This window comes from Streptosporangium sp. NPDC049046 (assembly GCF_040649155.1).
In the GTDB taxonomy this organism is placed as follows: domain Bacteria; phylum Actinomycetota; class Actinomycetes; order Streptosporangiales; family Streptosporangiaceae; genus Streptosporangium.
Genome location: NZ_JBEZEZ010000002.1, coordinates 309,617 through 335,307, shown reverse-complemented (window position 1 = coordinate 335,307; position 25,691 = coordinate 309,617). Strand labels below are relative to the sequence as shown.

The following is a 25,691-nucleotide window of genomic DNA, read 5'->3' as shown; positions in this document are numbered from 1 at the left end:
GGACCACGACCGAGGTCGAAACCGGGGCCGGGGCTGAGAGCAGGGGCAGGGGCAATATCGGAAACGGGACCCGGAGGCATGACCAGGACTGCGGGACCCACCCACCCCTTGCCGTCAGGCGACGCCTACACTCCGTTGAAGGCCCGCCAGTCCTCTCCTCCGCACGTACTGGCACGTACTGAAGGGAACGACGTCGGTGCACAAGGTCCTGATCGCCAACCGTGGTGAGATCGCCGTACGAATCGCCCGTGCCTGCAAGGACGCCGGGCTGGCCAGCGTCGCCGTCTACTCCGACCAGGATCTGGACGCGCTCCATGTCCGGGTCGCGGACGAGGCCCGCGCGCTCGGCGGCGAGACTCCCGCGGAGACCTACCTCGACGTCGGCAAGCTGCTGGGCGTCGCCGCCGAGGCCGGAGCCGACGCCGTGCACCCCGGCTACGGCTTCCTCGCCGAGAACGCCGCCTTCGCCCAGGCCGTGATCGACGCGGGGCTGACCTGGATCGGCCCGCCGCCGGCCGCGATCACCGCGCTCGGCGACAAGGTGCAGGCCCGGCACATCGCCCAGAAGGTCGGCGCGCCGCTCGTGGCGGGCACCACGGATCCGGTCTCGGGGAGCGAGGAGGTCGTCGCCTTCGCCGCCGAACACGGCCTGCCGATCGCGATCAAGGCCGCGTACGGCGGCGGCGGGCGCGGGCTGAAGGTCGCGCGCACCCTGGAGGAGATCCCCGACCTGTACGACAGCGCGGTCCGCGAGGCCGTCACCGCCTTCGGCAGGGGCGAGTGCTTCGTCGAGCGCTACCTGGACCGGCCCCGGCACGTGGAGACCCAGTGCCTCGCCGACGCCCACGGCACCGTGGTCGTGGTGTCCACCCGCGACTGCTCGCTGCAGCGCCGCCACCAGAAGCTGGTCGAGGAGGCACCGGCCCCGTTCCTGTCGCCCGAGCAGCTCGACCTGCTCTACACCAGTTCCAAGGCGATCCTGCGCGAGGCGGGTTACGTCGGCGCCGGCACGTGCGAGTTCCTGGTGGGCCAGGACGGCACGATCTCCTTCCTGGAGGTCAACACCCGTCTGCAGGTCGAGCACCCGGTGACCGAGGAGGTAGCGGGCATCGATCTCGTACGGGAGATGTTCCGCATCGCCGACGGTGAGGAGCTCGGCTACGGCGACCCCGTGGCGCGCGGCCACTCGATCGAGTTCCGCGTCAACGCCGAGGACGCCGGGCGCGGCTTCCTGCCCGCCCCCGGCACGATCACGAGCATGAGCGCCCCCTCGGGTCCCGGGGTGCGCCTGGACGCCGGCTACGAGGCGGGCATGACCGTCCCGCAGTCCTTCGACTCGCTGGTCGCCAAGCTGATCGTGACCGGTGCGACCCGGCGGCAGGCACTGGAGCGCTCGCGCAGGGCCCTGGCGGAGTTCGAGATCGGCGGCATGCCGACCGTGCTGCCCTTCCACCGGGCCGTGGTGGACGACCCCGCGTTCACGGGCGAGCCGTTCTCGGTGCACACCCGGTGGATCGAGACCGAGTTCGACACCGTGATCCCGCCGTACGAGGGAGAGCCGGGCACGGCCGGGGAGCCGGGCGAGCGGGAGCGGATCACCGTCGAGGTGGGCGGCAAGCGGCTTGAGGTGGTGCTGCCCTCGGGATTCGCCGTCGGCAACGCCGCGGGGGCGGGCCGCGCGGCCTCGAAGGCGCCGCGCCGGAGCGGCGGCGGGGTGGCGGGGAAGGCCGCGAGCGGCGACTCCCTGATCAGCCCGATGCAGGGCACGATCGTCAAGATCGTCGTCGCCGACGGCGACACCGTCGCGGCCGGTGACACGATCGTCGTGCTCGAGGCGATGAAGATGGAGCAGCCGCTCGCCGCCCACAAGGCGGGCACCGTCACGGGACTGGCGGCGTCGGTCGGCCAGACCATCTCCTCCGGCGCCACGATCTGCGAGATCAAGGACACCTGAGCGCGCCCGCGGGCCACGGCCCGGTGGGCCGCGGTTCGGTGGAGCGGGAAAAGGGGCCCCGCGAACCCGCGCCGGGCCGGGGACGCGTGCGCGTACCGGGTCGAACCGGGCGAGGACGGGCGCCAGGCCGGGAGGGGCAGGGTGACGATCCCCTACCGAGGTGGGCGGGGGACGCCTGACCCGGCCCTGAAGGGGATACGGTCGATGAGTAGGGAACTCTGTCGTCCACTCATTCGTCTTCAGGACGAAGGAGGCTTTCTGCCGTGACCATCACAAAAGCCGCGCCAGGTCGTTTCGGTGCCATGATCATGGCATTGTTCGTCGGGCTACTGGCCATGTCCATGATCGCCCCGGCGGCCCACGCCGCGGCGCCAGACCCCAGTGCGATCGTCTCTGAGCTGACGGACGGGGACAACTTCTACGCCGATCCCGCTGCGGGTCTGCCCACCGATGCCGTCGACGCCATGCGCAAGGCTGCCGACGAGACTTCCTCCGTCTACGTGGCGCTGCTGCCCAAGGGCTCGATCAGCAGCCAGTCCCAGGCGAGGACTCTGTTGAGTTCGATCCTCAAGGGCGTCGGTTCCAAGTCCGTCGTCCTGGTGATGAGCGGCACCACGCCGTTCGGCGTCACCAACATCAAGGGCGTCGACGTCGACGAGCTGCTCGGGCGGGCGAAGACCGCCTCCAGCCCGACCGACAACGTGATCAACTTCGTCAAGCTGGCCGACGCGGCGGCCGTCGGTGGCGGTGCCCCGGCCGGCTCCTCTGACTCCTCCTCCGCTTCCTCCAGCCCTTCCGGCGGTTCCAGCACGGGCGTGCTGGTCGGCATCCTGGTGCTCGCCCTCGCCGGTGGCGCGGGCATCTTCTTCTACTCCCGCAAGAAGAAGAAGCAGCGCGAGGAGCGCGAGGCCGCCGAGCTGGCCGCGGTCAAGCAGACCGTGGACGAGGACGTCACCAAGTTCGGTGAGGAGATCACCGACCTCGACACCGACGTCAAGCTGCTCAACGACGGCGCCGACCACCAGCAGGACTGGCAGCGCGCCCTCGACTCCTACGAGCGGGCCAAGCTGGAGCTCGCGGCGGTCAACCGCCCCGACGAGCTCCGTGGCGTGACCACCGCGTTGGAGGAGGGCCGCTACGCCCTCGCCTGCGTGAAGGCGCGCGTCAACAACCAGCCGCTGCCCGAGCGACGCTCCCCGTGCTTCTTCAACCCGCAGCACGGCCCCTCCGTCCGCGACGTGCGCTGGGCCCCGCCCGGCGGTGCACTGCGCGACGTGCCCGCCTGCGCGGCCGACGCGGAGGCCGTCGAGCGCGGCTTCGAGCCGCAGGCGCGTGAGGTCATGGTCAACGGTCAGCGCCGCCCGTACTACGACGCGGGCCCGGCCTACCAGCCCTACGCCCAGGGCTACTACGGCGGCTTCGGCGACGTCATGACCGGCATGCTGGTCGGCACGATGATCGGCAGCATGATGAGCGGCGGCTTCGGCGGCTACGGCTATGGCGGCTACGGCGGCGGCGACAGCAGCGGCGCCACCGACTTCGGCGGCGGAGGCGACTTCGGCGGTGGGGGCTGGGGTGACTTCGGCGGCGGAGGCGACTTCGGTGGCGGTGACTTCGGCGGCGGCGACTGGTAGTCGTTCCGCGCGGAACACCCGGCAGAAGCCGAACAGGTAGGACAGTACGCACGCAAGACCGGCGGGCGCGTTTCCCTTGGGGGAGCGCGCCCGTCGCCGTTGAGAGGAAACAGGGGGTTCGCCGGGAAAACCTTGGCGGGAAGCCGCCGGGTCGGGCGCCTCAAGAGCCGTCGAGGACGGTGAGAACCTCGGCGCAGGGCGCCTCGGATGCCGTCGCGGGCGGTGGGGCCTCTGGGTGCGGGGAAACCGTCGGAAGGCAGCGCCTCAGATGCCGTCGTGGATGGCGATGACCTCGGCGAAAGACACCTCAGGAGCCGTCGGGAACGGCGAGGACCTCGGCGAAAGGCACCTCAGGTGCTGTCGCGGACGGTGAGCCTCGGCTGGAGCAGGGTACCGTCGGGGACGGCGCGGCCTTCGAGTTTCTCCATGAGCAGCCGGACCGCCTGGCGGCCCACCTCCTCGGCCGGGATCAGCACCGAGGTGAGCGGCGGACTGGAGCGTTCCGCGATGTCGTCGGGGCAGATCGCCACCACGGCGACGTCGTCGGGCACCCGCCTGCCGTACTGGCGCAGCGCCCCCAGCACGTGACCGACCGCGGCCTCGTTGTGCACGACCAGCCCGGACAGGCCCGGCCTGCTGTCGAGAAGCTCGGCGATCGTGGCGGAGACCTGGTCGAAGTTCTCCTCGCACGGCAGGGCCACCCCGGTCAGGCCGGTCTCGTCCACGGCCGCGACGAAGCCCTCCCTGGTGCGGCGGGCGAAGCCGGTGCCCCGGTCGTAGACGACCGAGGGGGCGCCGAGCAGCGCGACCTCCCGGTGCCCGCGCTCGGCCAGGTGCTCCACACAGAGCGCGCCCGCCCGCGCGAAGTCGAGGTCGACGCAGGTGAGGCCGGCCGAGTCGGCGGGGAAGCCGATCAGCACGCTGGGTTCCGCGAGATCCCTGAGCAGCGGTACCCGGCTGTCGTGGAGCTCCACGTCCATCACGACCAGCCCGTCGACCAGGGCGCTCGCCGCCGCCCTGCGCAGCCCGTCGGAGCCCTCGTCGGCGGTGAGCAGCAGCACGTCGTGGTCGTACCTGCGCGCGGCGGTGACCACCGAGGTGGCGAACTGCATCAGCACCGGGACGTGCACGCCCGCCCGAAGGGGCAGTACCAGTGCGATGACGTTGGCCCGCTTGCTGGCCAGGGCCCTCGCACCGGCGTTGGGGTGGTATCCGAGGACCCGCACGCTGTCGAGCACCCGGCGCCGGGTGTCGGCCGAGATCGCGCGCTTCCCGCTGAGGACGTACGACACCGTGCTCACGGCCACTCCGGCGTGCCTGGCGACCTCGCTGATCGTCACCGCCCGCCCACTCACGTGACCGCGCCGAAGCTCAGGGAGGCGAGGGTGATCCCCGCGTTCTCGAACACCACATAAAGATCGTGGACTCCTCCGGCCTCCGCAAGCCCGGCGCGTATCTCGGCGAGGTCGTAGCGGCCCGCGCGGGGAACGGGGAGGTCGCCGACGACGGGCCCGTAGAGGGGGTCGTCCAGGCGCAGGGTGAGCACGCCGCCCTCGGCGCTGGTCGCGGTGGCCGAGCAGGACGCGGCCCCCTCCCCCAGGTCGACCGAGCGGAACACGATCCACGCGCCCTCGGCGGTGGACCGTACGGCGTCACCCGAGACCCTGGCCGCGTCCACGAACGCCACCGAGTCGTACTCGTCGTGGTCCACGGCGGCGATCGGGCCCGCGAAGGCGTCGCGCGGCGGGATCCGCTCGCCGTCCACGTGGAAGGGGGCGCACAGCCGGATGTCCCGCGCGGAGCCACCGACCATGACCTTGTGGGGTGCGTCCTCGACGACGAACCGGCCCCTGGTGACGTCCCAGAAGGCCAGTTCCGCGATGTCGAGCCCCCAGTCGACCCGGGTGCTCTCGCCGGGGGCGAGACGCACCTTGACGAAGCCCCGCAGGTGGCGCAGCGCCTGCTTGACCCGGGAGCGCCGCTGGCGGGTGTAGATCTGGACGACCTCCACCCCTTCGCGGGAGCCGGTGTTGGTGACGGTGACCGAGGCGGTGAGCCTGCCGCCCTCCACCGAGACGGCCAGGTCGGCGTACTCGAAGGTGGTGTAGCCGAGACCGTGCCCGAAGGGGTAGAGCGGGGTCCCCCTGAAGTACTGGTAGGTCGCGTCGGTGGCGATGATGTCGTAGTCGAGCAGGTCGGGCAGCTCGCTCGCCGAGCGGTACCAGGTCTGGGTGAGTCTCCCCTCGGGGTCGGCGTCGCCGAACAGCACCTCGGCCAGCGCGTGGCCGTACTCCTGGCCCCCGTGCGAGGACCACAGCACCGCGGGCGGGTCGTCGCCGTCCCAGCTCACCGGGTAGCCGCTGCTGATCACCATCACGGTTCTCGGGTTCGCCTCGCGCACCGCCCGCACCACGGCCTGCTGCGCGGCGGGCAGCGCGAGGTCGAGGCGGTCCTCGGTCTCCCTGCCGTTGACCAGGGGATGGTCGCCGACGACCACCACGGCCACGTCCGCGGTCGCGGCGAGCGCGGCGGCGGCCTCGGCGCCGCTCACCACCCGCTCCACGGTGAGCCAGGCCGCGGCGTCGGCGTCGTCGGCGAGACGGAAGACCTCACCGTCGAAGGCGAGGTAGCGGCCGGTGGAGATGTGCCGGAGCGCGAGCGCGCCTCGGGGGCGGTCCTCGGTGCGGAAGGTCTGGCGCACCTCCCAGCCGTTGGGACCCGGCTGGTCGTTGACCAGCACTCCCTCCTCGTCGACGGACAGGTGGCGGCCGGTCGTCACGGCCCGCAGGGCGTAGCAGCCGCCGCCCCAGTCGAACAGGTCGAACAGGTCGGGCTCGCCGCCGAGCCCGAGCGGCCCGCCGTCGGGGTCGGCGACGACGAAACGGCCGTTCGTTCCTTCCGCGCCACCGTCCACCGAGATGGTGATCCGGTCCACGGCCTCGCAGAAGACGGTCTCGCACCGCTCGGCGAGCCCGGCGCGGGCGGTGACGGCGTACGGGAGGGTCCCCGAGTACCAGTCCTCCATGAGCGTGTCGCCGAGCTGGCCGATGACCGCGATCCTGCGCACCGAGGCGTCGAACGGCAGGAGGCCGTCGTTGCGCAGCAGCACGATCGAGCGCCTGGCGGCCTCGCGGGCGAGGCTCTGGTGCTCGGGGCAGTTGACGACCGCCTCGTCGATGTCGTCGTACGGGGTGGTGGGGTCGAACTCGCCCAGCCGGAAGCGGACGGACAGCGCGTGCCCCACGGCGGCGTCGACGTCCTCCTCGGTGAGCAGGCCGCGCTCCAGCGCGGCGCGGATGTGGCCGAGGGTGGCCTCGGAACGACCGTCGTCCTGGGTGAAGCTGTCGAGCCCGGCCCTGATCGCGTGGGCGTACGCCTCGGGCAGGTCGTCGTGGTATCCCTGCGCGCCGGTGAGGTTGCCCGGCGCGTACGCGTCACTGACGACGAGGATGTCGTCGGGCGCCCATGCCCGCAGCACCTCCTCGATCAGCGGGCTGAGGTGGGCGGGGCGGCCGTTGACCAGGTTGTAGGAGGGCATCACGGCGACCGCGGCGCCGCTCTCCAGCGCGGGCCGGTAGGCCGGGAGTTCGTACTCGCGCAGCACCCGGGGCGGCAGCTCGCTGGAGGTGACGCAGCGGTCGGTCTCGTTGTTGTAGCCGAGGAAGTGCTTGAGGGTGGGCGCGGTCTTCAGCACCGCGGGATCGCTCCCCCGAAGGCCGGACGCGTACGCCGTCGCCATGAGGCCGGTCAGCCACGGGTCCTCGGAGTAGCCCTCCTCGTTGCGGCCCCAGCGGGGGTCGCGCAGCGGGTTGACGACCGGAGCCCAGACGTTGAGCCCCGCCCCCGTCGGATCCTTGTGGTGGAAGGCGAGGACCTCGTCGCTCGTGGCCTCGCCGACCCGCCGGACCAGATCGGGGTCCCAGGTGCTGGCCAGCCCGATCGCCTGCGGGAACACCGTCGCCGGACCGAGCCAGGCGAGGCCGTGCAGCGCCTCGGTGCCGGTGCGGAACGGGCCGACCCCCAGGCGGGTCACCGGCTGCTGGTACTGGTGCAGCAGCCCGACCTTCTCCTCCAGGGTGAGCCTGCCTCGCAGGTCTGCGATCCGCCGCGCGAGGGGGAGTTCCGGGTCACGGAACGGTTCGTTCATCGGGGACCATCCCTTTGAGAGCGTCGAAGCGCTTCGACTTTCCGGCGTGGAAGGGCGCTTCAGTCGAAGCGCTTCGATAATCGGTCCGGGAAAACTCCGTCGTCACCCGCGCGCCCCGGTCTTCGTTACGCGCGTGTTTCGAACGGAGCTTCCCTGAAGGGTGCACTCCTGTGCGGCCGAGGTCAAGAGTTACTCGGCAAACGGCCCGAATCCACCCGGATCCGGATCGAAAGAACGCCTGCCGACGACCGGAAATCCCCGGATCCGGGTCAGCGGATCTCCTGAAAACAGCATGAATCCAACGGGCCGTCCGCCCGGACGCGGATCACGAGACCCGCGGCAGGTGACCGGCGTCCACGGAGTCGAGCACCCGGGCGGCGCCCCCCAGCGCGGCCGCCCCGTACCCGAGTGTGGAGGCCACCACCCGGCAGCCCCCGGCGTCCGGCGCGATCGTGCGTCCCGCGATCTCCGCCTCCACCGCGGGCAGCAACCACGGCGCGAGCGGCACGTAGTAGCCGCCCAGGATGACCACCTCGGGGTTGAGCAGGTTGGCCAGCAGGGCCACGCCCTTGCCGAGGTTGTGGCCCACGGTGCTCAGCACGGCGAGCGTGCGCTCGTCGCCCACGCGGGCAAGTCGCGCCACCTCTTCGAGCTCGGTCTCGACCTCGGCGGGCGAGATCGCGGCGTGTTCCAGCACGGCGCCGATCCCGGCGACGGCCTCCAGGCAGCCCAGGCGTCCGCAGCGGCACTCGGCGCCGAGGGGGTCGATCTGGATGTGGCCGATCTCCCCGCCGTATCCCTGGCCCCCGCGGCGCAGCCGTCCGTCGAGGATGATCCCGGCCCCGACCCCGATCTCGCCGGTGAGGTAGATCAGGTTCGCCGTCCCCGCGTGCGGGCCGAAGCGGTGCTCGGCCAGGGCCGCGAGGTTGGCGTCGTTGTCGACCTGCACGGGGAAGCCCGGGTCACGCAGGGCCTTGGTGAGGTCGCCGCAGAGGTCGGCGTCACGCCAGCCGAGGTTGGGGGCGACGCGCACGGCGCCGTCGGTGCCGATCAGTCCTGGCACGCCCACGGTGAGCCCCAGGACCTGGCGCTCCTCCTTCGCCATCCGGCTCACCACCCGGCGGACGATTCCGGCGACGGTGGCCATCGCCTGGCCCGCCGTACCGGCCGCGCCGGGAAAGGACCGGCGCCAGGACAGCAGCTTCTCCCCCGACAGGTCCACCGCGACCGCGGTGACGTAGTCGACGTTCACCTCGATGCCGATCGCCGCGTACGGCGAGCCGTCGAGCACGAGCATCGTGGCGGGGCGGCCGACGCGGTTCTCCGTCAGGCCGGTCTCCCTGACCAGCCGGCGGTCGATCAGATCGGCGACCAGGCTCGACACGGTCGCCTTGTTGAGACCGGTGGACGCCGCGATGTCGGCCCGCGAGCACGGCGCGTGCCCGCGTACGAACCTCAGCACGACGGCGAGGTTGGTGGCCCGCACGTCGGCGAAGTCCGCCGGCCGCGGATCAGTCGTAGATGTGATCAAGGTGAGTCCCGCTCCCGCTCGGCCAGGCTGGCCCCATCATGCCCCATCGTTCACCAATCCGTGACCGCTCCCCCGTGCCCCGCGATCGGCGGTCCCTTGTGGCGGCGGCCACCCTCGACTAATTTGTTTGGTCGAAAGACGAACTAATTCTACCCCGGAGCCATCCTCCACGACACCCCCCCGATCCACCACGAACCAACGAAGGGAGCGCCCCGTGAACGACCTTCCCCAGGGCGCGTTGACCAGCCGCCGCGGATTCCTCGGGCTGGTGGGGCTCACCGCCGCGATGACCGCGGGCGGCGGCCTGCTGAGCGCGTGCTCCGCGCCGAGCGGCCCCCGGCCCGGCAGCGGAGGCGCCACGGCCGCCGCGGCGGACAAGCTCACGTCCCTCACCCCCACCTACACCGCCTTCCCCGGCCTCAAGCCCGACATCCCCGGCACGATCTCCACCCTTCCCGGGGTACCCGACGTCAGCGGCGGCTTCACCTCCTACCCGGCCACCCCCACCCCGGCGCTCACCCAGAAGGCGGGCAAGGGCGGCACCTACAAGGCGATGACCCCGCTGTGGGGCCCGCCGCCGCCCGGTCTGGCGAGCAACTCCTACTTCCAGGCCGTCAACGCCGACATCGGCTCCACCGTGGAGTTCCAGATCGCCGACGGCAACGTCTACGTCGACAAGGTCATCGCCAGGCTCGCCGCCGGGGACATCCCGGAGATCATGTGCATCCCCAGCTGGGAGATCGACAAGATGGCGGACTTCAACACCGCCGTCGACAAGGCCTTCGAGGACCTCACCCCCTACCTGCAGGGCGACAAGGTCAAGCCCTACCAGCTGCTGGCCAACCTGCCGACCGCCGCGTGGCAGTGGTCGGTCTGGAACGACAAGCTCATGGCGGTGCCGTTCCCGACCGAGCCGTACCCCCTCGCGCTGCTCTACCGCAAGGACCTGTTCGACAAGAACGGCTGGAACACCAACCCCAAGACCGCCGACGAGCTGTTCGAGCTCGGCAAGGAGATCACCGACGCCAAGGCCAAGCGCTGGGCGTTCGGCGCCATCCACGAGATGATGTGGCCGACCTTCCGCATCCCGCAGGAGTGGCGGTACGAGGGCGGCAAGCTCGTCCACAAGTACGAGACCCCCGAGTACGAGCCGATGCTGGAGTTCATGCGGAAGGTCTTCAAGGAGGGGCTGGTCCACCCGAGCGTCGTCGGCAGCAAGGGCGCCAACGAGAAGGAGCTGATGGGAAGCGGGCAGATCCTGATCTACCGCGACGGGCTCGGCGGCTGGAAGGAGCTCCTGCAGCAGCACCGCGGCAGGAACCCCGAGTTCGGCCTGGGCGTCTTCCCGCTCTTCGCCCACGACGGCGGCACTCCGCTGATGTACCACAACAACGCGGCGAACCTCTTCACCTTCGTCAAGAAGGGCCTGCCGAAGGAACAGGTGGAGGAGATCATCTCCATCCTCAACTGGTGCGCGGCGCCGTACGGGACCAGGGAGTACGAGCTCTCCAACTTCGGTGTGGAGGGCAAGCACTTCAAGCGGGACGCGAAGGGCATCCCCGAGGCGACCGACCTCGGCCGCAAGGAGGTCGCCTACACCTACGGCTTCCTCGCTGGGCGCCCACTGTACGTGGACTGGGCCTTCCCCGACGCCGTCAAGCTCAACATGGAGTGGCAGAACGCGAGCTTCCAGTATCTGGAGAAGGGTCCTTTCGACGGGATCAGGATCCAGAAGCCGTCGAAGTACTCCGGTCTGCAGGTCCCCACCGAGGACAAGTTCACCGACATCATGCGGGGCCGGCGACCGGTGAGCGACGCCAAGCAGATCGTCACGGAGTGGCGGCGGGACGGCGGGGACGAGGCCCGCGAGTTCTACATGAAGGTCCTGCGGGACAACGGCCGTGCTTAGGACCGCCCCCGAAGACAGCGAAGGGACCGGGCCGGCGGGTGACCTGACCTCACCCGCCGGCGCCGGCACCTCCAAGGATGTCCGCAAAAGGGGTCCGAGGACAAGCCGGGCGCGCCCGCAACCCTTCGGATCGCGACTGAAACGTGACTGGCAGCTGCTGCTGATGACCCTGCCCGCCATCGGGCTGCTCATCCTGTTCCACTATGTCCCGCTGCTCGGCAACGTGATCGCGTTCCAGGACTACTCGCCGTACGTGGGCATCGGGGACAGTCCGTGGGTGGGGTTCGCCAACTTCCACTGGCTGATGTTCGACGCGAGCTTCTGGGACGCGACGATCAACACCCTCACGATCACCACGTTTCAGCTGATCTTCTACTTCCCCATACCGATCCTGCTCGCCGTGCTCCTGGACAGCGTGGTGCGGCCCCGGCTGCGGCTGTTCATCCAGAGCATCGTCTACATGCCGCACTTCTTCTCGTGGGTGCTGGTGGTCACGCTGTTCCAGCAGATGTTCGGAGGCGCGGGCCTGCTCGCGCAGACGCTGCGGGACCACGGGTACGACGGCATCGATCTCATGACAAATCCGGATACGTTCATCGTGCTGGTCACGGCGGAGACGGTCTGGAAGGACGCCGGCTGGGGAACGATCATCTTCCTCGCCGCGCTCGCCGCCATCAACCAGAACCTCTACGAGGCCGCCGCCGTCGACGGCGCGAGCCGCTGGCGACGGCTGTGGCACATCACCCTGCCCGGCCTGCGCCCGGTCATCGTGCTGCTGCTCATCCTGCGCCTCGGCGAGGCACTGAACGTCGGCTTCGAGCAGTTCTTCCTGCAGCGCGACGCGGTCGGCAGGGAGGCCGCCGAGGTGCTGGACACGTTCGTGTACTGGCGCACGCTGCTCACCGGCGAGTGGAGCTACGGCGCGGCGGCCGGTCTGGTGAAGGGCCTGGTGGGACTGGTGCTGATCCTGGTGGCCAACAAGGTCGCCCACCGATTCGGCGAGCAGGGAATCTACAAACGATCATGACGACTCTTCCCCCCTGGGCCGAGCGGCCCAGCCGCGTCGGCGGGCTCCTCAAGGGGTTCGTCCTCACGCTCATCGTCGCGTGCGTGCTCTTCCCGATCTACATGGTCGTGCTGACCAGCCTGTCCACCCAGGAGGCGGTGACGGAGGCCGGCGGCCTGGTCACCGTGCCGAACGGGCTGTCCTTCGCCGCGTACGAGGAACTGTTCGCGGGCGGCGTGGTGACCAGGTCGGTGATGGTGAGCCTCGGCGTCACCCTCGTCGGCACCGCGATCAGCCTCACCGTCACCGTGCTCGCCGCCTACGGCCTGTCACGGCCCGGCTCGCTGCTGCACCGGCCGATGCTGTTCCTGGTCCTGCTCACCTTCCTGTTCGGACCGGGGCTGATCCCCAACTATCTGCTGGTCAGCTCGCTGGGACTGATCGACACCTACTGGTCGCTCATCCTGCCGGGCGCGGTCACCGCGTTCAACCTGGTGGTGATGCGGGCGTTCTTCATGAACATCCCCGACGAGGTGACCGACAGCGCCCGCATCGACGGCGCGAGCGAGTTCCGCATCCTGCGGACGATCGTGCTGCCCATGTCGAAGGGCGTCACCGCCGTCATCGGCATGTTCTACGCGGTCGGCTACTGGAACTCGTTCTTCAACGCCGTCCTCTATCTCAACGACAACGCCAAGTGGCCGCTGCAGGTGGTGCTGCGGCAGTACGTGCTCCAGGGCCAGTCGCTGATCGTCGGACAGACCGGCGTCGGCACCATCGCCGGGCAGTCACCACCGCCGAGCCTCGCCATCCAGATGGCCATCGTCGTCCTCGCGCTGCTGCCGGTGCTGTTCCTCTACCCGTTCGTCCAGCGGCACTTCACCAAGGGGGTCATCATCGGCGCCATCAAGGGCTGAGCGGATCCTGCCGCCCCTGCCGCTCGGCGGAGCGCTCCTCTCCTCGGGCGGCACGCCCCCTGGCAGGCTCCTCCCGTCCTACCGCTCGGCGGAGCGCTCCTCCTGCCGGGCGGCACGCTCCCTGGCCAGTTCCTCCTGCAGGTCGCGGACCTGCTGCTGCAGGGTGAAGATCCGGCGTACGGCGGCGAGGCTCATACCCTCGCCGACGAGCCGGATGGCGTCTTGCAGGTCACCGATCTCGTGGCGGGTGTAGCGCCGCTGGCCGCCGGTGGAGCGGGCCGGGCTGACCACGTCGTGCTCGTCGAGCCTGCGCAGGAACGCCTGCTCGACCTCGAGCATGTCGGCGACCTGGCCGACGGAGTACAGCGGGGCGTGCTCGTCGTCGAAGGGTAACCGGGCCATCACCGCTCCTTTCCCTTGCGGGGTCATGGGGTTCCCTTACGGGGTCGTGGGGTTCGTGGATGGTTCCCCAGGAGGGGACGGGGCGGGAAACGCGCGGGGTGGGTGCCGGAACCGGCACCCACCCCGAGGAGGTTCTGCGGTCAGACCCTGGACCTCACGCCTTGATCGACTTCTGGTCGGCCGTGCTCTCGGCCTTCTGGATCGCGACCTTGCGGGGCTTGGCCCGCTCGATGACCGGGATGCGCACCGCCAGGACCCCGTTGGAGTAGGCGGCGTCGACCTTGTCGCTGTCGAGGTGCTCGGACAGGTAGACGCGGCGGGTGAAGGTGCCCATCGGGCGCTCGCGGACGAACAGGCGGTCCTCCTCCCCGTACTCCTCCTCACGACCGGCGCTCACCGAGAGCACCCCGCGGTCGACGGTCACCTCGATGGTGTCGGGGTCGATGCCCGGGAGGTCGAACTTCAGGAGGACGTCGTCCTTGCGGCGGACCCCGTCGAGCGGCATGGCCACCCGCGCGGCCCCCTCGCCCGACCCCAGGACCTGGCGGGAGAGCCGGTCGAACTGGCGGTCGAACTCCTGGATGAACGGGTCGATCGACGTCAGCAGCATCGGTAACCACCTCCGTGTGAACTGGCAGGTATCCTCAAGCCTGCCTTCTCGGAAACCTCTTACTCCAGTTATAGGTTAGCGGCTCTTCGGTTCGCAAGTATCCTCGGGAAAATTCTCAGCAATCCTCAGACGCCCCTGGTCAGAGCGTTGAACTCCTCGTCGGTCAACCGGACGGCCGCGGCGGCGACGTTGTCCTCCAGGTGGGCGACCGTCGAGGTGCCGGGGATCGGCAGCATCACCGGGGAACGGCGCAGCAGCCACGCCAGGGCGAGCTGCGAAGGGGTAGCGCCGTGCTCCCTCGCCGCCGCGGCGAGCGGGCCGCCCTCCGCCGCCAGCCTGCCGGTCGCGAGCGGGAACCAGGGGATGAAACCGATGCCGTTCGCCTCCGAGTACTCCAGCAGGGGCTCGGCGTCGCGGTGCGCGAGGTTGTAGAGGTTCTGCACCGAGACGATCGTCGCGGACTTCCCCGCCTCCTCGACGTCCTCGACGCTCACCTCGCTGAGGCCGATGTGGCGGATCTTGCCCTCCCGCTGCATCAGCGCGAGCTCCCCGACCTGGTCGGCGACGGGGACGGCCGGGTCGATGCGGTGCAGCTGCAGCAGGTCGATCCGCTCGACGCCGAGGTGGCGCAGGCTCAGCTCGACCTGCTGGCGCAGGTACTCGGGACGGCCGACCGGCGTCCAGAGCCCGGGACCCTGCCGGGTGAACCCCGCCTTGGTCGCGATCACCAGGTCGTCGGGGTAGGGGTGCAGCGCCTTCTTGATGAGCAGCTCGGCGACGAACGGGCCGTAGGAGTCGGCGGTGTCGATGAGGTTCACGCCGAGCTCGACCGCCCTGCGCAGGACCCGGACGGCCTCGTCGGGGTCGCGTGGGTCTCCCCACACTCCCTCGCCGGTGAGCTGCATCGACCCGTAGCCCAGGCGGTTGACGGTGAGGTCGCCCCCGATGGTGAACTGCCCGGAGGCCTCGGCGGGACGCGTCGTGGTCGTCATGATGTCCTCCTGGAATTCGGTCTGCGTTCATGATTCGCAACAGGGTGTCGAAGTGACCGATTCCCCCCGCACCCCGCGTCACTCGTAAACCTTCCGGCACGCACTCGCAAAGCACCTCGGATGAGGATGCGGCAGCGATTTTGCCGGAGAGCTAAGAAGCCGAACCCGTTGAGGGTTCGGTGCGCGCATCCTCAGGAGGAGCGGATAAGGTGCGTGCCTCCTCTTGCTCCAGACGCTCGAAGAGGTCCGGGTAGGCGCGCTGAAGCAAGTTTCGTACTTGGCGCTCCAGGTCGGGGACGTTCACCGTGGCGGCGCTGTGCACGATCTTCCAGTCGACGCTGAAGTAACGGTGAACCACGTTGTTACGCAACCCTCTGATCAGTTTCCACGGGATCTCAGGGGTGGAAGCTCGGGTCTCGTCCGAAATCCCTCCGACGGCCTCACCGATGATGGACAGCTGCCAGATGACCGCATCACGGCGCATCGAGTCAGCCGACCACATCTCAGGCGAGACACCTTCGAGGTACGAAGCGATCTTTCTGGCGGCTTCCACGATGTCCACCAGATACAGGCCCTCACGCTGCATACAACACCTGGGCGTCGTTGAGGACCTGATCACGAATGACCCAGTGGAGCCCTTCCTTGGAGACCACATCGACCTTGCGGCCCAGAAGCTCCTCCAACTCCTCCTGGAAGCCGAAGAACTCGATCCCAATGTCACTGCCAGGTTTCAGAACATAGAGGAGGTCGACGTCGCTCCCCTCCCCGTCCTCACCACGGGCGACTGAGCCGAAGACAGCCAACTCGACGACACCGTACTTCTCGCACAATTCAACTAACCCTGTGTAGACGGTTGTGAAGTCAACGCTCATGACACCTCCCGCCCTTCATGCTGTCACCTCAGTCGGGCCACCGCACCATTTGGAGCTAGCCTTCCCCCATCTCGACATCCCGAAATCCGTAAAAAGGAAGCATGAGGTCGAACGGGAGGCGAGGTGCGGTCATTTGACGGCGCCCACGGTCACGCCGCGGGTGAGGGTCCGCTGGAAGATGAGGAAGAAGGCGACCGCGGGCAGGATGCCGAGCAGCGCCGAGGCGCTGGACATCGTGGCGTCCATCATCTTGTCCCCCTGCAACACCCCGAGCGCGACCGGGACGGTCTGGTTCTCGTTGGAGATGAGGAAGACGAGAGGCAGGAAGAACTCGTTCCAGGTCCAGATGAAGAAGAAGATGAGCAGCACGCTCAGCGTCGGCCTGCTGATCGGCACGACGACCTGCCACAGGGCCCGCCATTTGCCCGCGCCGTCCAGGGCCGCCGCCTCCAGGATCTCGCGCGGGAAGCGGCCGAGCACCGAGGCGAGCAGGTACGTCCCGAAGGCGCTCTGGATCACCGTGAAGATGATGATCACACCGAGCCTGGTGTCGTACAGTCCGACCTGCTTGGCCAGGTAGTACAGCGGGTAGACCAGCGCCTCCTGCGGCAGCGTGTTCGCCACCAGGAAGACGACGAGGATCCACACCCGCCCGCGCACCCTGCCGATGCCGAGCGCGTAGGCGTTGAGCACAGAAAGGACCGTGGCGAACACCGCGACCGAGCCGCTGATCAGCAGGCTGTTCCACAGCTTGCCGCCGAAGTCGACCCGGTTCCAGAAGTCGACGATCCCGTCGAGATACAGCTCGCTCGGCAGTCCCAGCGGCCCGCCCGAGGAGTAGTCGGCCGGGGACTTCACCGCGTTGAGCGTGACGATGGCGAACGGCACCAGCATCGCGACGGCCAGCACGACCAGCGAGACCAGGACCGAGTATTTCCGGATCATGATTCCCTGTCCTGAACCCGCAGGAAGAACACCGTCACCGCGATGATCACGAGGGTGAGCACGGTGGCGATCGCCGCCCCGTACCCGACGTTGGCCTTCTCGAAGAAGTTCTGGTAGCTGAAGTAGGACGGCACGAGCGTGGCACCGCCGGGACCGCCCCTGGTCAGCACGAAGATCGGCCCGAAGACCTTGAGCGCGGCGATCGTGCAGGTGAGCAGGACCACGTAGATCTCCGGCCGGATCTGCGGGATCGTGATGTGCCAGAACCGCCGCCACCACGAGGCGCCGTCCATCTCGGCGGCCTCGTACAGCGCGGGATCGACCCGCTGCAGCCCCGCCATGAAGATGACGACCGGGTAGCCGATCTGGAACCACACCATGATCGCCATCACGCTCGGCAACGCCCAGGCCGGGTCACCGAGCCAGTTCCTCGGCTCCATCCCCAGCAGCCCGAGCAGGTCGTTGAGCGCCCCGAAGCGCGGGTGCATGATCCAGCCCCAGACGATCCCGGCCACCGCGACCGGCAGCACCTGCGGCAGGTAGTACGCGGCCCGCAGCACGCTGGCCGCACGGGGACCGACCTTCTTGCCCACGTAGTCGAAGAGCGTGGCGGCCAGGACGAGGCCGATGAGCGTCGGGACGATCGCCATCGCCACGATGAGCGCGACGTTGTTGCGGAAGGAGGACCAGAACCGCTCGTCGGCGAGGAGGCGGGTGTAGTTCTCCAGCCCGATCCACCTCGGGTCGCCGATCCCCTGCCAGCGGGTGAAGCCGATGCCGACGTTCATCAGGAACGGCACGACGATGACCGCGGTGAAGAGCACGGCGCTCGGCAGCAGGAACACCCAGTACCCGCGGTCGCGAGACCTCGGCATCGGAGGTCTCCTTTCTCTGTTCTGTGCGTACGGCTTTCTCTGTTCCGTGGGCACGCTCTGCTCCGTGCGCGTGTCCCGCGCACGTGTTCTGTGTTCTGCGCGGACGCTCTGCTCCGTGCACTGCTCCGTGCGCGGGCCGCGTGTTCGGTACGCGCGGCCCGCGCCGTGACACCGTGATCGTCACGGCGCGGGCCGTGGGAGACGTCAGTTGCCGATGTCGGCGAGGTTCTCCTCGTACGGAGCGGCGATCTCGTCCAGGACCGCGTCGGGGGTCTTGGTGCCGTTGATGAGGTTCTGCACGCCCGAGACGAGCACGTCGTAGTAGCCCGGCGCCGGCCAGTCGGGGTAGAAGGCCAGCCCGTCGGAGGTCGAGAGCCTGTTGAAGTTCTCGATCAGCTCCTTGCTCTTCTCGTCGGTGATCGCGTCCGTGTCGGCGGCGACCGGGATGCCGCCGGAGTTGCCGAGCAGGTTCTGGATGTCCTTCTTCATCGTGATGTCGATGAAGTCGTAGGCGAGATCCTTGTTCTTGGCGTTCTCGGGGACGACCCAGATGTTGCCGCTGGATCCGGCGCTCATCGTGTTACCCGGCCACAGGAACGAGCCCCACTCGAAGTCCTTGACGTCGCTGGCGAAGCGGCCGTACCACCAGCTGCCGGAGACCAGGATCGGATACTTGCCGCCGATGAAGGAGGTGCCCATGTCCTCGGCCTTGATCGCGGCGGAGTCCTTGTCGACGTAGCCCTTCTTGACCCAGTCGGCGAAGGTGTCGGCCGCGTACTTGAACTCGGGTCCCTTGAAGTCGACCTTGCCCTTGTAGAGCTGGAAGGCGTCCACCCACGGTCGCTGCGCCTTGCTCAGCGCGAGCTGGTAGAAGATCTGCTGCGCGGGATACTCGGCGCCGCCGACCGCGATGGGGGTGGTCCCCGCCTTGACGAACGTGTCGAGCGCGGCGGTGAACTCCTCGAAGGTGGTGGGTACCTCGACGCCCGCCTTCTTGAAGGCGTCCTTGTTGTAGTAGACCATCACGTACTCGGCGTAGTTGGGGACGCCGTACCACTTGCCCCCGCCCATCACCCCGCGCTCGTCGTATCTCGCGGTCGTCTGGATCGAGGGGCTGAGCAGCTTGTCCCAGCCGCGCTTGGTCACCTCGGGGGTGAGGTCGGTGAGCAGACCCTGCTTCGACAGCAGACCGGCCGTGGCGTTGCCCTTGTTGTACTCCATCACGTCGGGGGCCTCGTCCGAGTTGAGGATCATCCCCGCCGACTGGCGGATCTGCTCGAACGCCTTCTCCTCGAACTTGACCGTCACGCCGGGGTGCGAGGCCTCGAACTGCTTGACGGCCTCGGCCCACGCCTTGCCCATCGCGCTGTCGGCGCCTTCGTAGTGCCAGAGCTTCAGGACACGGGGGCCCTCCGCGGCGGGGGTGTCCGCCGCGGGTTCGGTGCCGCCGCAGGCGGCGAGCGCCATGAGCGCCGCCACCGCGGCGACACCGACTTTCAGGTTGAACATGGTCTTTCTCCTAGATGGTGGTGATGACGAGTGGTATGTCGGCCCCCACCAACTCGACGCCCGCGATCCGCGCGCTCCCCGAGACGGTCACCCGCAGGCCCTCCCCCTCGGGGACCGCGGTGATCACGGTGTCCCCGTCGAGGTCGGAGACGACGGTACGGATCTCGCCGCTGTCGGCTCCGACTCCGTACGCGATCAGGGTGATCTCCCCGAACGGCCCGTCCCCGACGGTCCCGCCCGCCTCGGTCCCGCCCTGCTCGGTGAGAACGGGGACGACGGCCCCGCGCCGGACGTACAGCGGAACGCGGTCCAGCGGCGTGGCGGCCGTGACGTACCGGCCGCCGGACAGGATCTCGCCCGTCCAGTGGTCCACCCACTCCCCCTCGGGCAGGTAGACCTTCCTCACCTGCTCGGGCGAGGTCATCGGCGCCACCAGCAGGTCGCGGCCAAGGAGATACTGCAGGTCCGCCTGCCAGGCCACCGGGTCGTCCGGGTAGTCCACGCACAGCGCCCGCATCATCGGGGCCCCGGTCCTGGCCGCCTCGACGGCCGCCGTGTAGATGTACGGCATGAGCCGGTAGCGCAGCCTCAGCGCCTCGACCGCCTCCGCCTCGACCTCGGGAAACTCCCACGGCTCCCTGCTGGTGGTGCCGTGCAGGCGCAGCAGCGGGGAGAGCGCGCCGAACTGGGTCCACCTGACGTACAGGTCGTCGGTGGGGCGGCCGGTGAACCCGCCCGCGTCGTGGCTCCAGAACGGGACGCCGGACAGGCCGTGCGCCAGCCCGCCGCGCAGCGTGCTGCCCATCGCGGCGTAGCTGGTGTAGGTGTCGCCGCTCCACTGCGCCGAATGCCGCTGCCCGCCGAGGAACGACGAGCGCGCCCAGACCATGCCGTGCCCCGCGACCTCCTTGGTCACCTCGGAGACGGCGTCGTTGAACAGCAGCGTGTAGACGTTGTGCAGGTCGGTGCCGGACATGCCGTTGGCCGCGACCGCGTCGTGCGGCACGCCCTCGGCGAAGTCGGTCTTGAAGACCTGGACGCCCTGTTCGAGCAGCGGGCGCAGCAGTCCCTTGAACCACTCGGTGGCGGCCGGGTCGGTGAAGTCGACGATGCCGCAGGCCGGGTAGGAGCCGTGCCAGCAGTCGGCGACATAGACCTCGCCATCAGGCTTCTTCAGGAAATATCCACTCTCGGCCGCTTCAGCGAAGATCGGGCTGAGGTGAGAGATGTACGGGTTCATCCACAGGCAGACCTTGAACCCCATCTCCTTCAGCTCGGCCAGCATGCCGGTGGGGTCGGGGAAGCCCTCGGCGTCCCAGCGCAGGTCGGACCAGTGGCCGTCGGTCTGCCAGTACGTGTCCAGGTGCAGCACGTCACACGGGATGCCGCGCTCGCGGATCCTCCGCGCCCGCGCCATCACCCGCTCCTGGGTGTCCACGAAGAACCCCGAGGAGATCCAGGTGCCGAACGCCCACTTCGGCGGGAGCAGCGGCCGGCAGGTCAGCAGGTCGAACCGCTCCAGCACCTCCGACGGGGTCGGCCCGGCGATCACGTAGTAGTCGATCAGGTCGTCCGGGACCACGATCTGCACGCAGCTGTGCGTGGACTGGCACACGTCGAACTCCACCGGCGTCCCGCTGTCCACCAGCACGCCGTAACCCCTGCTGGACAGGTAGAACGGGATGTTCTTGTACGCCCGCTGCGACTCGGCGCCAAACGCGTCGAAGTTCCACATCACCGGCCGCTGGCCGCGCTTGTCGAGCCGGGTGAACGACTCGCCGAACCCGCTGAACGCCTCGTCGGCGGGGGCCACGAAGCTCTCGTGGTAGCCGACCACCGCGCCACCCGAGCTGGAACGGCCGAACGGCAGCGTGCGCAACCGGCCGCTGATGTCGGTGTGCCCCCGGTCCTGCTCGAGCAGCGGCGCCCCGCTCGCGTCGGTGAACCTCAGATGCCAGGGAGCCAGGGTGATCTCCGCGCGCAACGAACCCGCGTCCAGCAGGATCGTCCCCTCGCGGCTCTCCACCCGAGCCCCGGCGAACTCGCCCGGCGTGACCATCGAGATCGCCGCGGCCGACCGGGTCCGCGCGTCCGCGTCCTGCCCGAGCCGGACCCGGATCACCCCCTCGCCCGCCACACTCAACTGGACTAAAAGCGTCTCCTCGGCCGATGTCACGGCCTTCAGGATCACCCCTGCCGCATCGGAGGCGACCGGCTCAGCCGAGATCAACGCCGACAGGCCCCCCTCACCGTGCGAGCGTACGGGCAGCTCAGGCGGGTCGGCGACGAAGTACTCGTGCGCGACCAACGGGGGACGGTAAGGCATGGGAACTCCAGCGCTCGGGCCTGCATCTGCCGAGTTAGTTTTACGTCCAAACCAACAAACGTCAATGCCTGCACCTGCCGGAGCTCACCTGGACCCCCCTCTTCGAGCCCGTACGCGCCTCGCCTCGAATGCGACCCGTCATCCCCGAAGCCGCGCCTCACGGGCAGGACGGGCGAGCCGGATGCCCGTCCGGCCCGCCCGTGACGCCCCCTGGCACCGCGACGTCATCGAACGCCGCGCTCACCCACCGGCACGGGTTCGGTCGGTCCTCGGTCGGTCCTCGGTCAGTCCCCGTAACCACCCGAAGCGCACAGGGTCCTGTCCCTCTCGACGATCTCCCGGGCGTTCTCGGTGCGGCACTTGCGGTTGACCACGTTGGCCACTCCCCGCAGCGTCTCGGCCTTCTCGATCACGGCATTCCAGTCGGTGCCGGGCCGCATCTTCAAGGTGAACGACTCGTTCATGTCCTCCACGTCGAGGATCTCGGACAGCTTCCCGGACGGCCCGTCCTCGCGACGCAGGTCGGCGTAAGCCTCCTGCTTACTCACGAAGGAGATCGCCTCCACCTGCGGCATGGCCCCGAGCGTCCGCTCGATCACCGCCACGTCCCGCGACGTGGCGGCTTTGCCACCCAGGATGGGTTCCGGCGGCGGACCGAGGCCACCGTCGTCCACGGCGAAGCCACCGCCACCGCACAACAGGAAGGGCGAGTCGTCCTTGCAGAGGAACACCACGATCTCGGGGTCCCCCTCGCGCCACACCTCCCGATCACCCGTGGCGGCGGGCGTGGGCGGCCGCTCCTCACCTGGCCCCCGTGCGATCACCGTCGTCGTCGTCACCACCGCGACGACGGTGGCCGCGACACCGACCGTGGCCATGAGGTGCGAGAGCGGGCGCGACCATCGCCGTCGCGAGGCCGGCGGGCCCGCCACGGCGAGCCTCCGGCGCGATCCTGGCAGCCGGATCGAACGCCGGGCTACCCGCCTGAGCCACCCGGAGACGCCGCGTTCGGACTCCTCGGCGACGCCACGAAGGCGGTTGAGTGCGGAGGCGACCGCCTCTGGCCGCGGAGCGGGCTGGGCCTCGGCCCGGTCACGAAGCAGGTTCATCTCATCCATCGTGTCGTCTCCCCTTGCTTGCGACGTCCCTGTCCAGAACCTTCCTGACCTGCCTGCGGGCCCGGTTCAGGCGGGACCCGACGGTGCCAACGGGGATGCCCAGGGCGTCGGACACCTCCGCGTAGCTGAGCTCGCCGTACGCGACCAGCAGGAGTGCCTCCCGGTCACCGGCTTTCAACACGGCGAGCGCACCCGCCAGGCGGCGCTGCGCGAGGTCGGCGTCGGCGCGGTCCACCGGTGACACTCCCGAGTCGGTGACGGAGGCGTCCCTCGCCCGCTCCAGCGCGCGGTACAGGCGCACCTCGTCCCTGCGGTGCCGCCTGATCAGGTTGGTGGCGATGCCGAACAGCCACGCGCGCGCGTCGTGACGGGACAGGTCGTAGCGCTCCCGCTGCCGGAAGGCCGCGAGGAACGTCTCCGCCGCGACGTCGTCCGCGGCGTCGGCGCCCAGTCTGGCGGAGGCGTACCGATGGATAGCGGCGAAGTATTTGTGGAAGACCTCGGCGAACCGTTCCGGATCGCGCAGCGACAGCCGGATCACCTCGGCGTCACTCGCGACCGCGGCCTCCACCGGCACGGCGTCCCCTGCCACGTCGTCCCCGACCGCCTCGTCCGTGAGGAACGATGCCGGCAAGGCCAGGCCGGGAAGGACGCGATCGGGCGGACGATCGCTGTTTACTCTCATGCGGAGGATGCCTTTCGTGGGGCAACGGACGTGGTTATTGCCCGCACCCCGCCGCCGTCTTCACGAGAAGGCTCACATACCGCCGCCAATCCGTACCCGACAACCCCGACGAATCCTGTCCCTCGCGCGGACCGTCCGTGGGCAAGAGGATACAAAGGCGCGGGCCAGAGCCGCCCTCTTGAGCCCGGCCCGCCGCACGTGGATAATTAGTTTAGTTTCCATCCAAACAAAGGGGAGCCGTGGACTGGTCGGAACGGCTCGGCGGGCTGTGTTACGGCGGGGACTACAACCCCGAGCAGTGGCCGGAGGATGTCTGGAAGGAGGACGTCGAGCTGATGCGGCGGGCCGGGGTGAACCTGGTCAGCGTCGGCGTCTTCTCCTGGGCGCGCCTGGAGCCCGCACCCGGCGTCCACGACCTCGGCTGGCTCGACCGCGTCCTCGACCTGCTGCACGACGGCGGGATCCGCGTCAACCTCGCCACCCCGACCGCCTCGCCACCCCCCTGGTTCGGCCTCGCCCACCCCGACGCCCTCACCGTCACCCACGACGGCACCCGCCTCACCCACGGCAGCCGCGACACCTACTGCGTGCACTCCCCCGCCTACCTCGCCGCCTGCGCCGGAATCGCCCGCACGCTCGCCGAGCGCTACCGCGACCACCCGGCGCTCGCCATGTGGCACGTGCACAACGAGTACGGCACCACCTGCCACTGCGACCACGCCGCCGACGCCTTCAGGACCTGGCTGCGGGCCCGGCACGGCACCCTGGAGGCGCTGAACGACGCCTGGACCACCTCGTTCTGGAGCCAGCACTACTCCGCGTGGGAGCAGATCACCACCCCCCGCGCCACCCAGTACCTGCCCAACCCCTCCCAGGCCTTGGACTTCCGGCGGTTCGTCTCCGACGCGATGCTCGACCACTTCCGCGAGCAGAAGGCGGTGCTGCGCGAACTCACCCCGGACATCCCGATCACCACGAACTTCGTCCTCGGCGACTGGGTGCCGGTGAACCACCGCCACTGGGCGGCCGAGGTCGACCTGGTGGCGATCGACCACTACCCGTCCACCGACCCGCCCGCCGAAACCGCCTTCGCCGCCGACCTGGCCCGCGGCTGGGCCACCGGGAAGCCCTGGCTGCTGATGGAGCAGGCGGTGGTCACCTACACCGGCCCCCGGATGCGCGCCAAGCACCCCGGTGAGATCACCAGGCTGAGCCTGTCGCACATCGCGCGCGGCTCACGGGGAGCCATGTTCTTCCAGTGGCGGGCCTCCCGGGGCGGCGCCGAACTCTGGCACGGCGGCATGGTCCCGCACGCCGGACCCGACTCGCGGATCTTCCGCGAGATCTGCGACCTGGGCGCCCTGCTGCCCACACTGGAGGACGCCTGCGCGGCTCCCGTCGAGGCCGGGGCCGCGATCCTCTGGGACGCCGAGGCGAACTGGGCACTCCAGGCACCCGGGCTGCCCTCCACCGAACTGAACTACACCGAGGCCGTACGCCAGGCCCACCGGGTCCTCTACCGGCACGGCGTCACCGCCGACGTCGTCCACCCCTCCGCCGACCTGTCGGCCTACCCGCTCGTCCTCGTCCCCAGCCTCTACCTGATCTCCGACGCCGACGCCGACAACCTGCGCCGCTACGTCTCCGGCGGCGGCACCCTCGTGGTCTCCTACCTCAGCGGCATCGCCGACGAACACGCCCGCGTCCGCCTCGGCGGCTACCCCGGCGCCCTCCGCGACCTGCTCGGCATCCGCGTCGAGGAGTTCCACCCCCTGCCCCCCGACGTCGCCCTCACCCTGTCAGCTCCTGACGTCCTCGCCCCCCGGAGCACCTCCCCCCGGGCCGAAATACCCGCACGTCCCCCGACCGACGAGGCGACGTTTTCCGATGAAACGACGTTCCCCGGCGACCGGCCGGAGACCGGCACCTTCTGGAGCGAACACGTCCATCTGGAGGGCGCCGAGGCGCTGGCCGTCTACACCGGCCCGCACACCCTCGCCACCCCCCTCTCCGGCCAACCCGCCATCACCCGCCACCCGTACGGCTCAGGAACGGCCCTCTACATCTCCACCCGCCTGACCGACGACGCCTACGCCCGCCTGCTCGGCCTCTCCCCCACCCCCGTGGAACTCGTACGACGCGGCGACTGGCTCTTCGCCATCAACCACGGAGACGAGGAACACGAACCGGGCGACCTGCTCCTACCCCCGGGCGGTTTCGCCGTACGACCACACGTTGAGCGAGAGTGACAACGGCGGC

Annotated in this window: 20 protein-coding genes; 6 read left to right on the top strand and 14 right to left on the bottom strand. The window is 69.5% G+C overall.

The features are described 5' to 3' along the window. The first annotated feature begins 196 nt into the window (after positions 1-196). Positions 197-1,954 carry a biotin carboxylase N-terminal domain-containing protein gene (locus AB0B96_RS03915; protein ID WP_362896287.1) on the top strand — a complete coding sequence of 586 codons (1,758 nt, stop codon included), beginning with the start codon at positions 197-199 and terminating at the stop codon, positions 1,952-1,954. Positions 1,955-2,217: 263 nt separating this feature from the next. Further along, positions 2,218-3,588: a hypothetical protein gene (locus AB0B96_RS03910; protein ID WP_362896285.1), complete on the top strand. Its 1,371-nt coding sequence runs from the start codon at positions 2,218-2,220 to the stop codon at positions 3,586-3,588. 350 nt (positions 3,589-3,938) lie between these two features. On the opposite strand, the gene AB0B96_RS03905 is transcribed toward AB0B96_RS03910, so the two are convergent. From AB0B96_RS03905 to AB0B96_RS03895, 3 genes are all read right to left on the bottom strand, one after another. Beyond that, a complete protein-coding gene (locus AB0B96_RS03905; RefSeq protein ID WP_362896283.1) occupies positions 3,939-4,928 on the bottom strand; it encodes a LacI family DNA-binding transcriptional regulator in 990 nt (329 codons plus the stop codon). A gap of 11 nt (positions 4,929-4,939) precedes the next feature. Continuing rightward, the gene (locus AB0B96_RS03900; protein ID WP_362896281.1) at positions 4,940-7,735 is read right to left on the bottom strand and encodes a glycoside hydrolase family 3 C-terminal domain-containing protein; all 2,796 of its coding nucleotides are present in this window, start codon (positions 7,733-7,735) and stop codon (positions 4,940-4,942) included. 325 nt (positions 7,736-8,060) lie between these two features. Beyond that, the gene (locus AB0B96_RS03895) at positions 8,061-9,266 is read right to left on the bottom strand and encodes an ROK family transcriptional regulator (protein ID WP_362896279.1); all 1,206 of its coding nucleotides are present in this window, start codon (positions 9,264-9,266) and stop codon (positions 8,061-8,063) included. A gap of 214 nt (positions 9,267-9,480) precedes the next feature. On the opposite strand from AB0B96_RS03895, the gene AB0B96_RS03890 reads away from it, so the two are divergent. Genes AB0B96_RS03890 through AB0B96_RS03880 form a run of 3 tightly spaced genes read left to right on the top strand, consistent with a single transcriptional unit; the run spans position 9,481 to position 13,098 of the window. Continuing rightward, entirely contained in the window at positions 9,481-11,175 is a 1,695-nt protein-coding gene (locus AB0B96_RS03890; protein WP_362896277.1) for an extracellular solute-binding protein, read from the top strand. Between the two features lie 43 nt (positions 11,176-11,218). Then, complete coding sequence (locus AB0B96_RS03885; protein WP_362896419.1) at positions 11,219-12,202, top strand: ABC transporter permease subunit; 984 nt, start codon at positions 11,219-11,221, stop codon at positions 12,200-12,202. Further along, positions 12,199-13,098, top strand: coding sequence for a carbohydrate ABC transporter permease (locus tag AB0B96_RS03880; RefSeq protein WP_362896275.1), 900 nt, complete (start codon positions 12,199-12,201; stop codon positions 13,096-13,098). Before AB0B96_RS03885 ends, AB0B96_RS03880 begins: the two co-directional genes overlap by 4 nt. Before the next feature lie 78 nt (positions 13,099-13,176). Here the strand turns inward: AB0B96_RS03880 and AB0B96_RS03875 are convergent, their stop codons facing one another. The 11 genes from AB0B96_RS03875 to AB0B96_RS03825 form a co-directional block, all read right to left on the bottom strand. Then, positions 13,177-13,500: a MerR family transcriptional regulator gene (locus tag AB0B96_RS03875; RefSeq protein WP_350946384.1), complete on the bottom strand. Its 324-nt coding sequence runs from the start codon at positions 13,498-13,500 to the stop codon at positions 13,177-13,179. Positions 13,501-13,654: 154 nt separating this feature from the next. Next, on the bottom strand, positions 13,655-14,110 hold the full coding sequence (locus AB0B96_RS03870) for an Hsp20/alpha crystallin family protein (RefSeq protein WP_362896273.1): 456 nt from the start codon (positions 14,108-14,110) through the stop codon (positions 13,655-13,657). A 125-nt stretch (positions 14,111-14,235) separates the two neighbouring features. Then, positions 14,236-15,102: an aldo/keto reductase gene (locus AB0B96_RS03865; protein WP_362896271.1), complete on the bottom strand. Its 867-nt coding sequence runs from the start codon at positions 15,100-15,102 to the stop codon at positions 14,236-14,238. Between the two features lie 151 nt (positions 15,103-15,253). Then, complete coding sequence (locus tag AB0B96_RS03860) at positions 15,254-15,688, bottom strand: DUF86 domain-containing protein (RefSeq protein WP_362896269.1); 435 nt, start codon at positions 15,686-15,688, stop codon at positions 15,254-15,256. Beyond that, entirely contained in the window at positions 15,678-15,974 is a 297-nt protein-coding gene (locus AB0B96_RS03855) for a nucleotidyltransferase family protein (protein WP_362896267.1), read from the bottom strand. The genes AB0B96_RS03860 and AB0B96_RS03855 overlap by 11 nt, the downstream gene beginning before the upstream one ends. A gap of 129 nt (positions 15,975-16,103) precedes the next feature. Further along, positions 16,104-16,919, bottom strand: coding sequence for a carbohydrate ABC transporter permease (locus AB0B96_RS03850; protein WP_362896265.1), 816 nt, complete (start codon positions 16,917-16,919; stop codon positions 16,104-16,106). Next, on the bottom strand, positions 16,916-17,794 hold the full coding sequence (locus tag AB0B96_RS03845; RefSeq protein WP_362896263.1) for a sugar ABC transporter permease: 879 nt from the start codon (positions 17,792-17,794) through the stop codon (positions 16,916-16,918). Before AB0B96_RS03845 ends, AB0B96_RS03850 begins: the two co-directional genes overlap by 4 nt. Positions 17,795-17,998: 204 nt before the next feature. After that, complete coding sequence (locus AB0B96_RS03840) at positions 17,999-19,303, bottom strand: extracellular solute-binding protein (protein WP_350943503.1); 1,305 nt, start codon at positions 19,301-19,303, stop codon at positions 17,999-18,001. A gap of 10 nt (positions 19,304-19,313) precedes the next feature. Then, a complete protein-coding gene (locus AB0B96_RS03835; protein WP_362896261.1) occupies positions 19,314-21,629 on the bottom strand; it encodes a TIM-barrel domain-containing protein in 2,316 nt (771 codons plus the stop codon). A 284-nt stretch (positions 21,630-21,913) separates the two neighbouring features. Then, positions 21,914-22,747, bottom strand: a complete 834-nt coding sequence (locus tag AB0B96_RS03830; RefSeq protein WP_362896259.1) for a permease-like cell division protein FtsX — start codon at positions 22,745-22,747, stop codon at positions 21,914-21,916. Continuing rightward, on the bottom strand, positions 22,740-23,432 hold the full coding sequence (locus tag AB0B96_RS03825; RefSeq protein WP_362896257.1) for an RNA polymerase sigma factor: 693 nt from the start codon (positions 23,430-23,432) through the stop codon (positions 22,740-22,742). The genes AB0B96_RS03830 and AB0B96_RS03825 overlap by 8 nt, the downstream gene beginning before the upstream one ends. A gap of 239 nt (positions 23,433-23,671) precedes the next feature. On the opposite strand from AB0B96_RS03825, the gene AB0B96_RS03820 reads away from it, so the two are divergent. Then, positions 23,672-25,681, top strand: coding sequence for a beta-galactosidase (locus AB0B96_RS03820; RefSeq protein ID WP_362896255.1), 2,010 nt, complete (start codon positions 23,672-23,674; stop codon positions 25,679-25,681). Positions 25,682-25,691 lie beyond the last annotated feature (10 nt).

What these genes read in the sequence shown, in the direction of transcription:
- AB0B96_RS03900 (WP_362896281.1), bottom strand. Translation starts at nt 7,735, where the DNA reads ATGAACGAACCGTTCCGTGACCCGGAACTCCCCCTCGCGCGGCGGATC.
- AB0B96_RS03880 (WP_362896275.1), top strand. Translation starts at nt 12,199, where the DNA reads ATGACGACTCTTCCCCCCTGGGCCGAGCGGCCCAGCCGCGTCGGCGGG.
- AB0B96_RS03875 (WP_350946384.1), bottom strand. Translation starts at nt 13,500, where the DNA reads ATGGCCCGGTTACCCTTCGACGACGAGCACGCCCCGCTGTACTCCGTC.
- AB0B96_RS03870 (WP_362896273.1), bottom strand. Translation starts at nt 14,110, where the DNA reads ATGCTGCTGACGTCGATCGACCCGTTCATCCAGGAGTTCGACCGCCAG.
- AB0B96_RS03865 (WP_362896271.1), bottom strand. Translation starts at nt 15,102, where the DNA reads ATGACGACCACGACGCGTCCCGCCGAGGCCTCCGGGCAGTTCACCATC.
- AB0B96_RS03860 (WP_362896269.1), bottom strand. Translation starts at nt 15,688, where the DNA reads ATGCAGCGTGAGGGCCTGTATCTGGTGGACATCGTGGAAGCCGCCAGA.
- AB0B96_RS03855 (WP_362896267.1), bottom strand. Translation starts at nt 15,974, where the DNA reads ATGAGCGTTGACTTCACAACCGTCTACACAGGGTTAGTTGAATTGTGC.
- AB0B96_RS03850 (WP_362896265.1), bottom strand. Translation starts at nt 16,919, where the DNA reads ATGATCCGGAAATACTCGGTCCTGGTCTCGCTGGTCGTGCTGGCCGTC.
- AB0B96_RS03845 (WP_362896263.1), bottom strand. Translation starts at nt 17,794, where the DNA reads ATGCCGAGGTCTCGCGACCGCGGGTACTGGGTGTTCCTGCTGCCGAGC.
- AB0B96_RS03840 (WP_350943503.1), bottom strand. Translation starts at nt 19,303, where the DNA reads ATGTTCAACCTGAAAGTCGGTGTCGCCGCGGTGGCGGCGCTCATGGCG.
- AB0B96_RS03835 (WP_362896261.1), bottom strand. Translation starts at nt 21,629, where the DNA reads ATGCCTTACCGTCCCCCGTTGGTCGCGCACGAGTACTTCGTCGCCGAC.
- AB0B96_RS03830 (WP_362896259.1), bottom strand. Translation starts at nt 22,747, where the DNA reads ATGGATGAGATGAACCTGCTTCGTGACCGGGCCGAGGCCCAGCCCGCT.
- AB0B96_RS03825 (WP_362896257.1), bottom strand. Translation starts at nt 23,432, where the DNA reads ATGAGAGTAAACAGCGATCGTCCGCCCGATCGCGTCCTTCCCGGCCTG.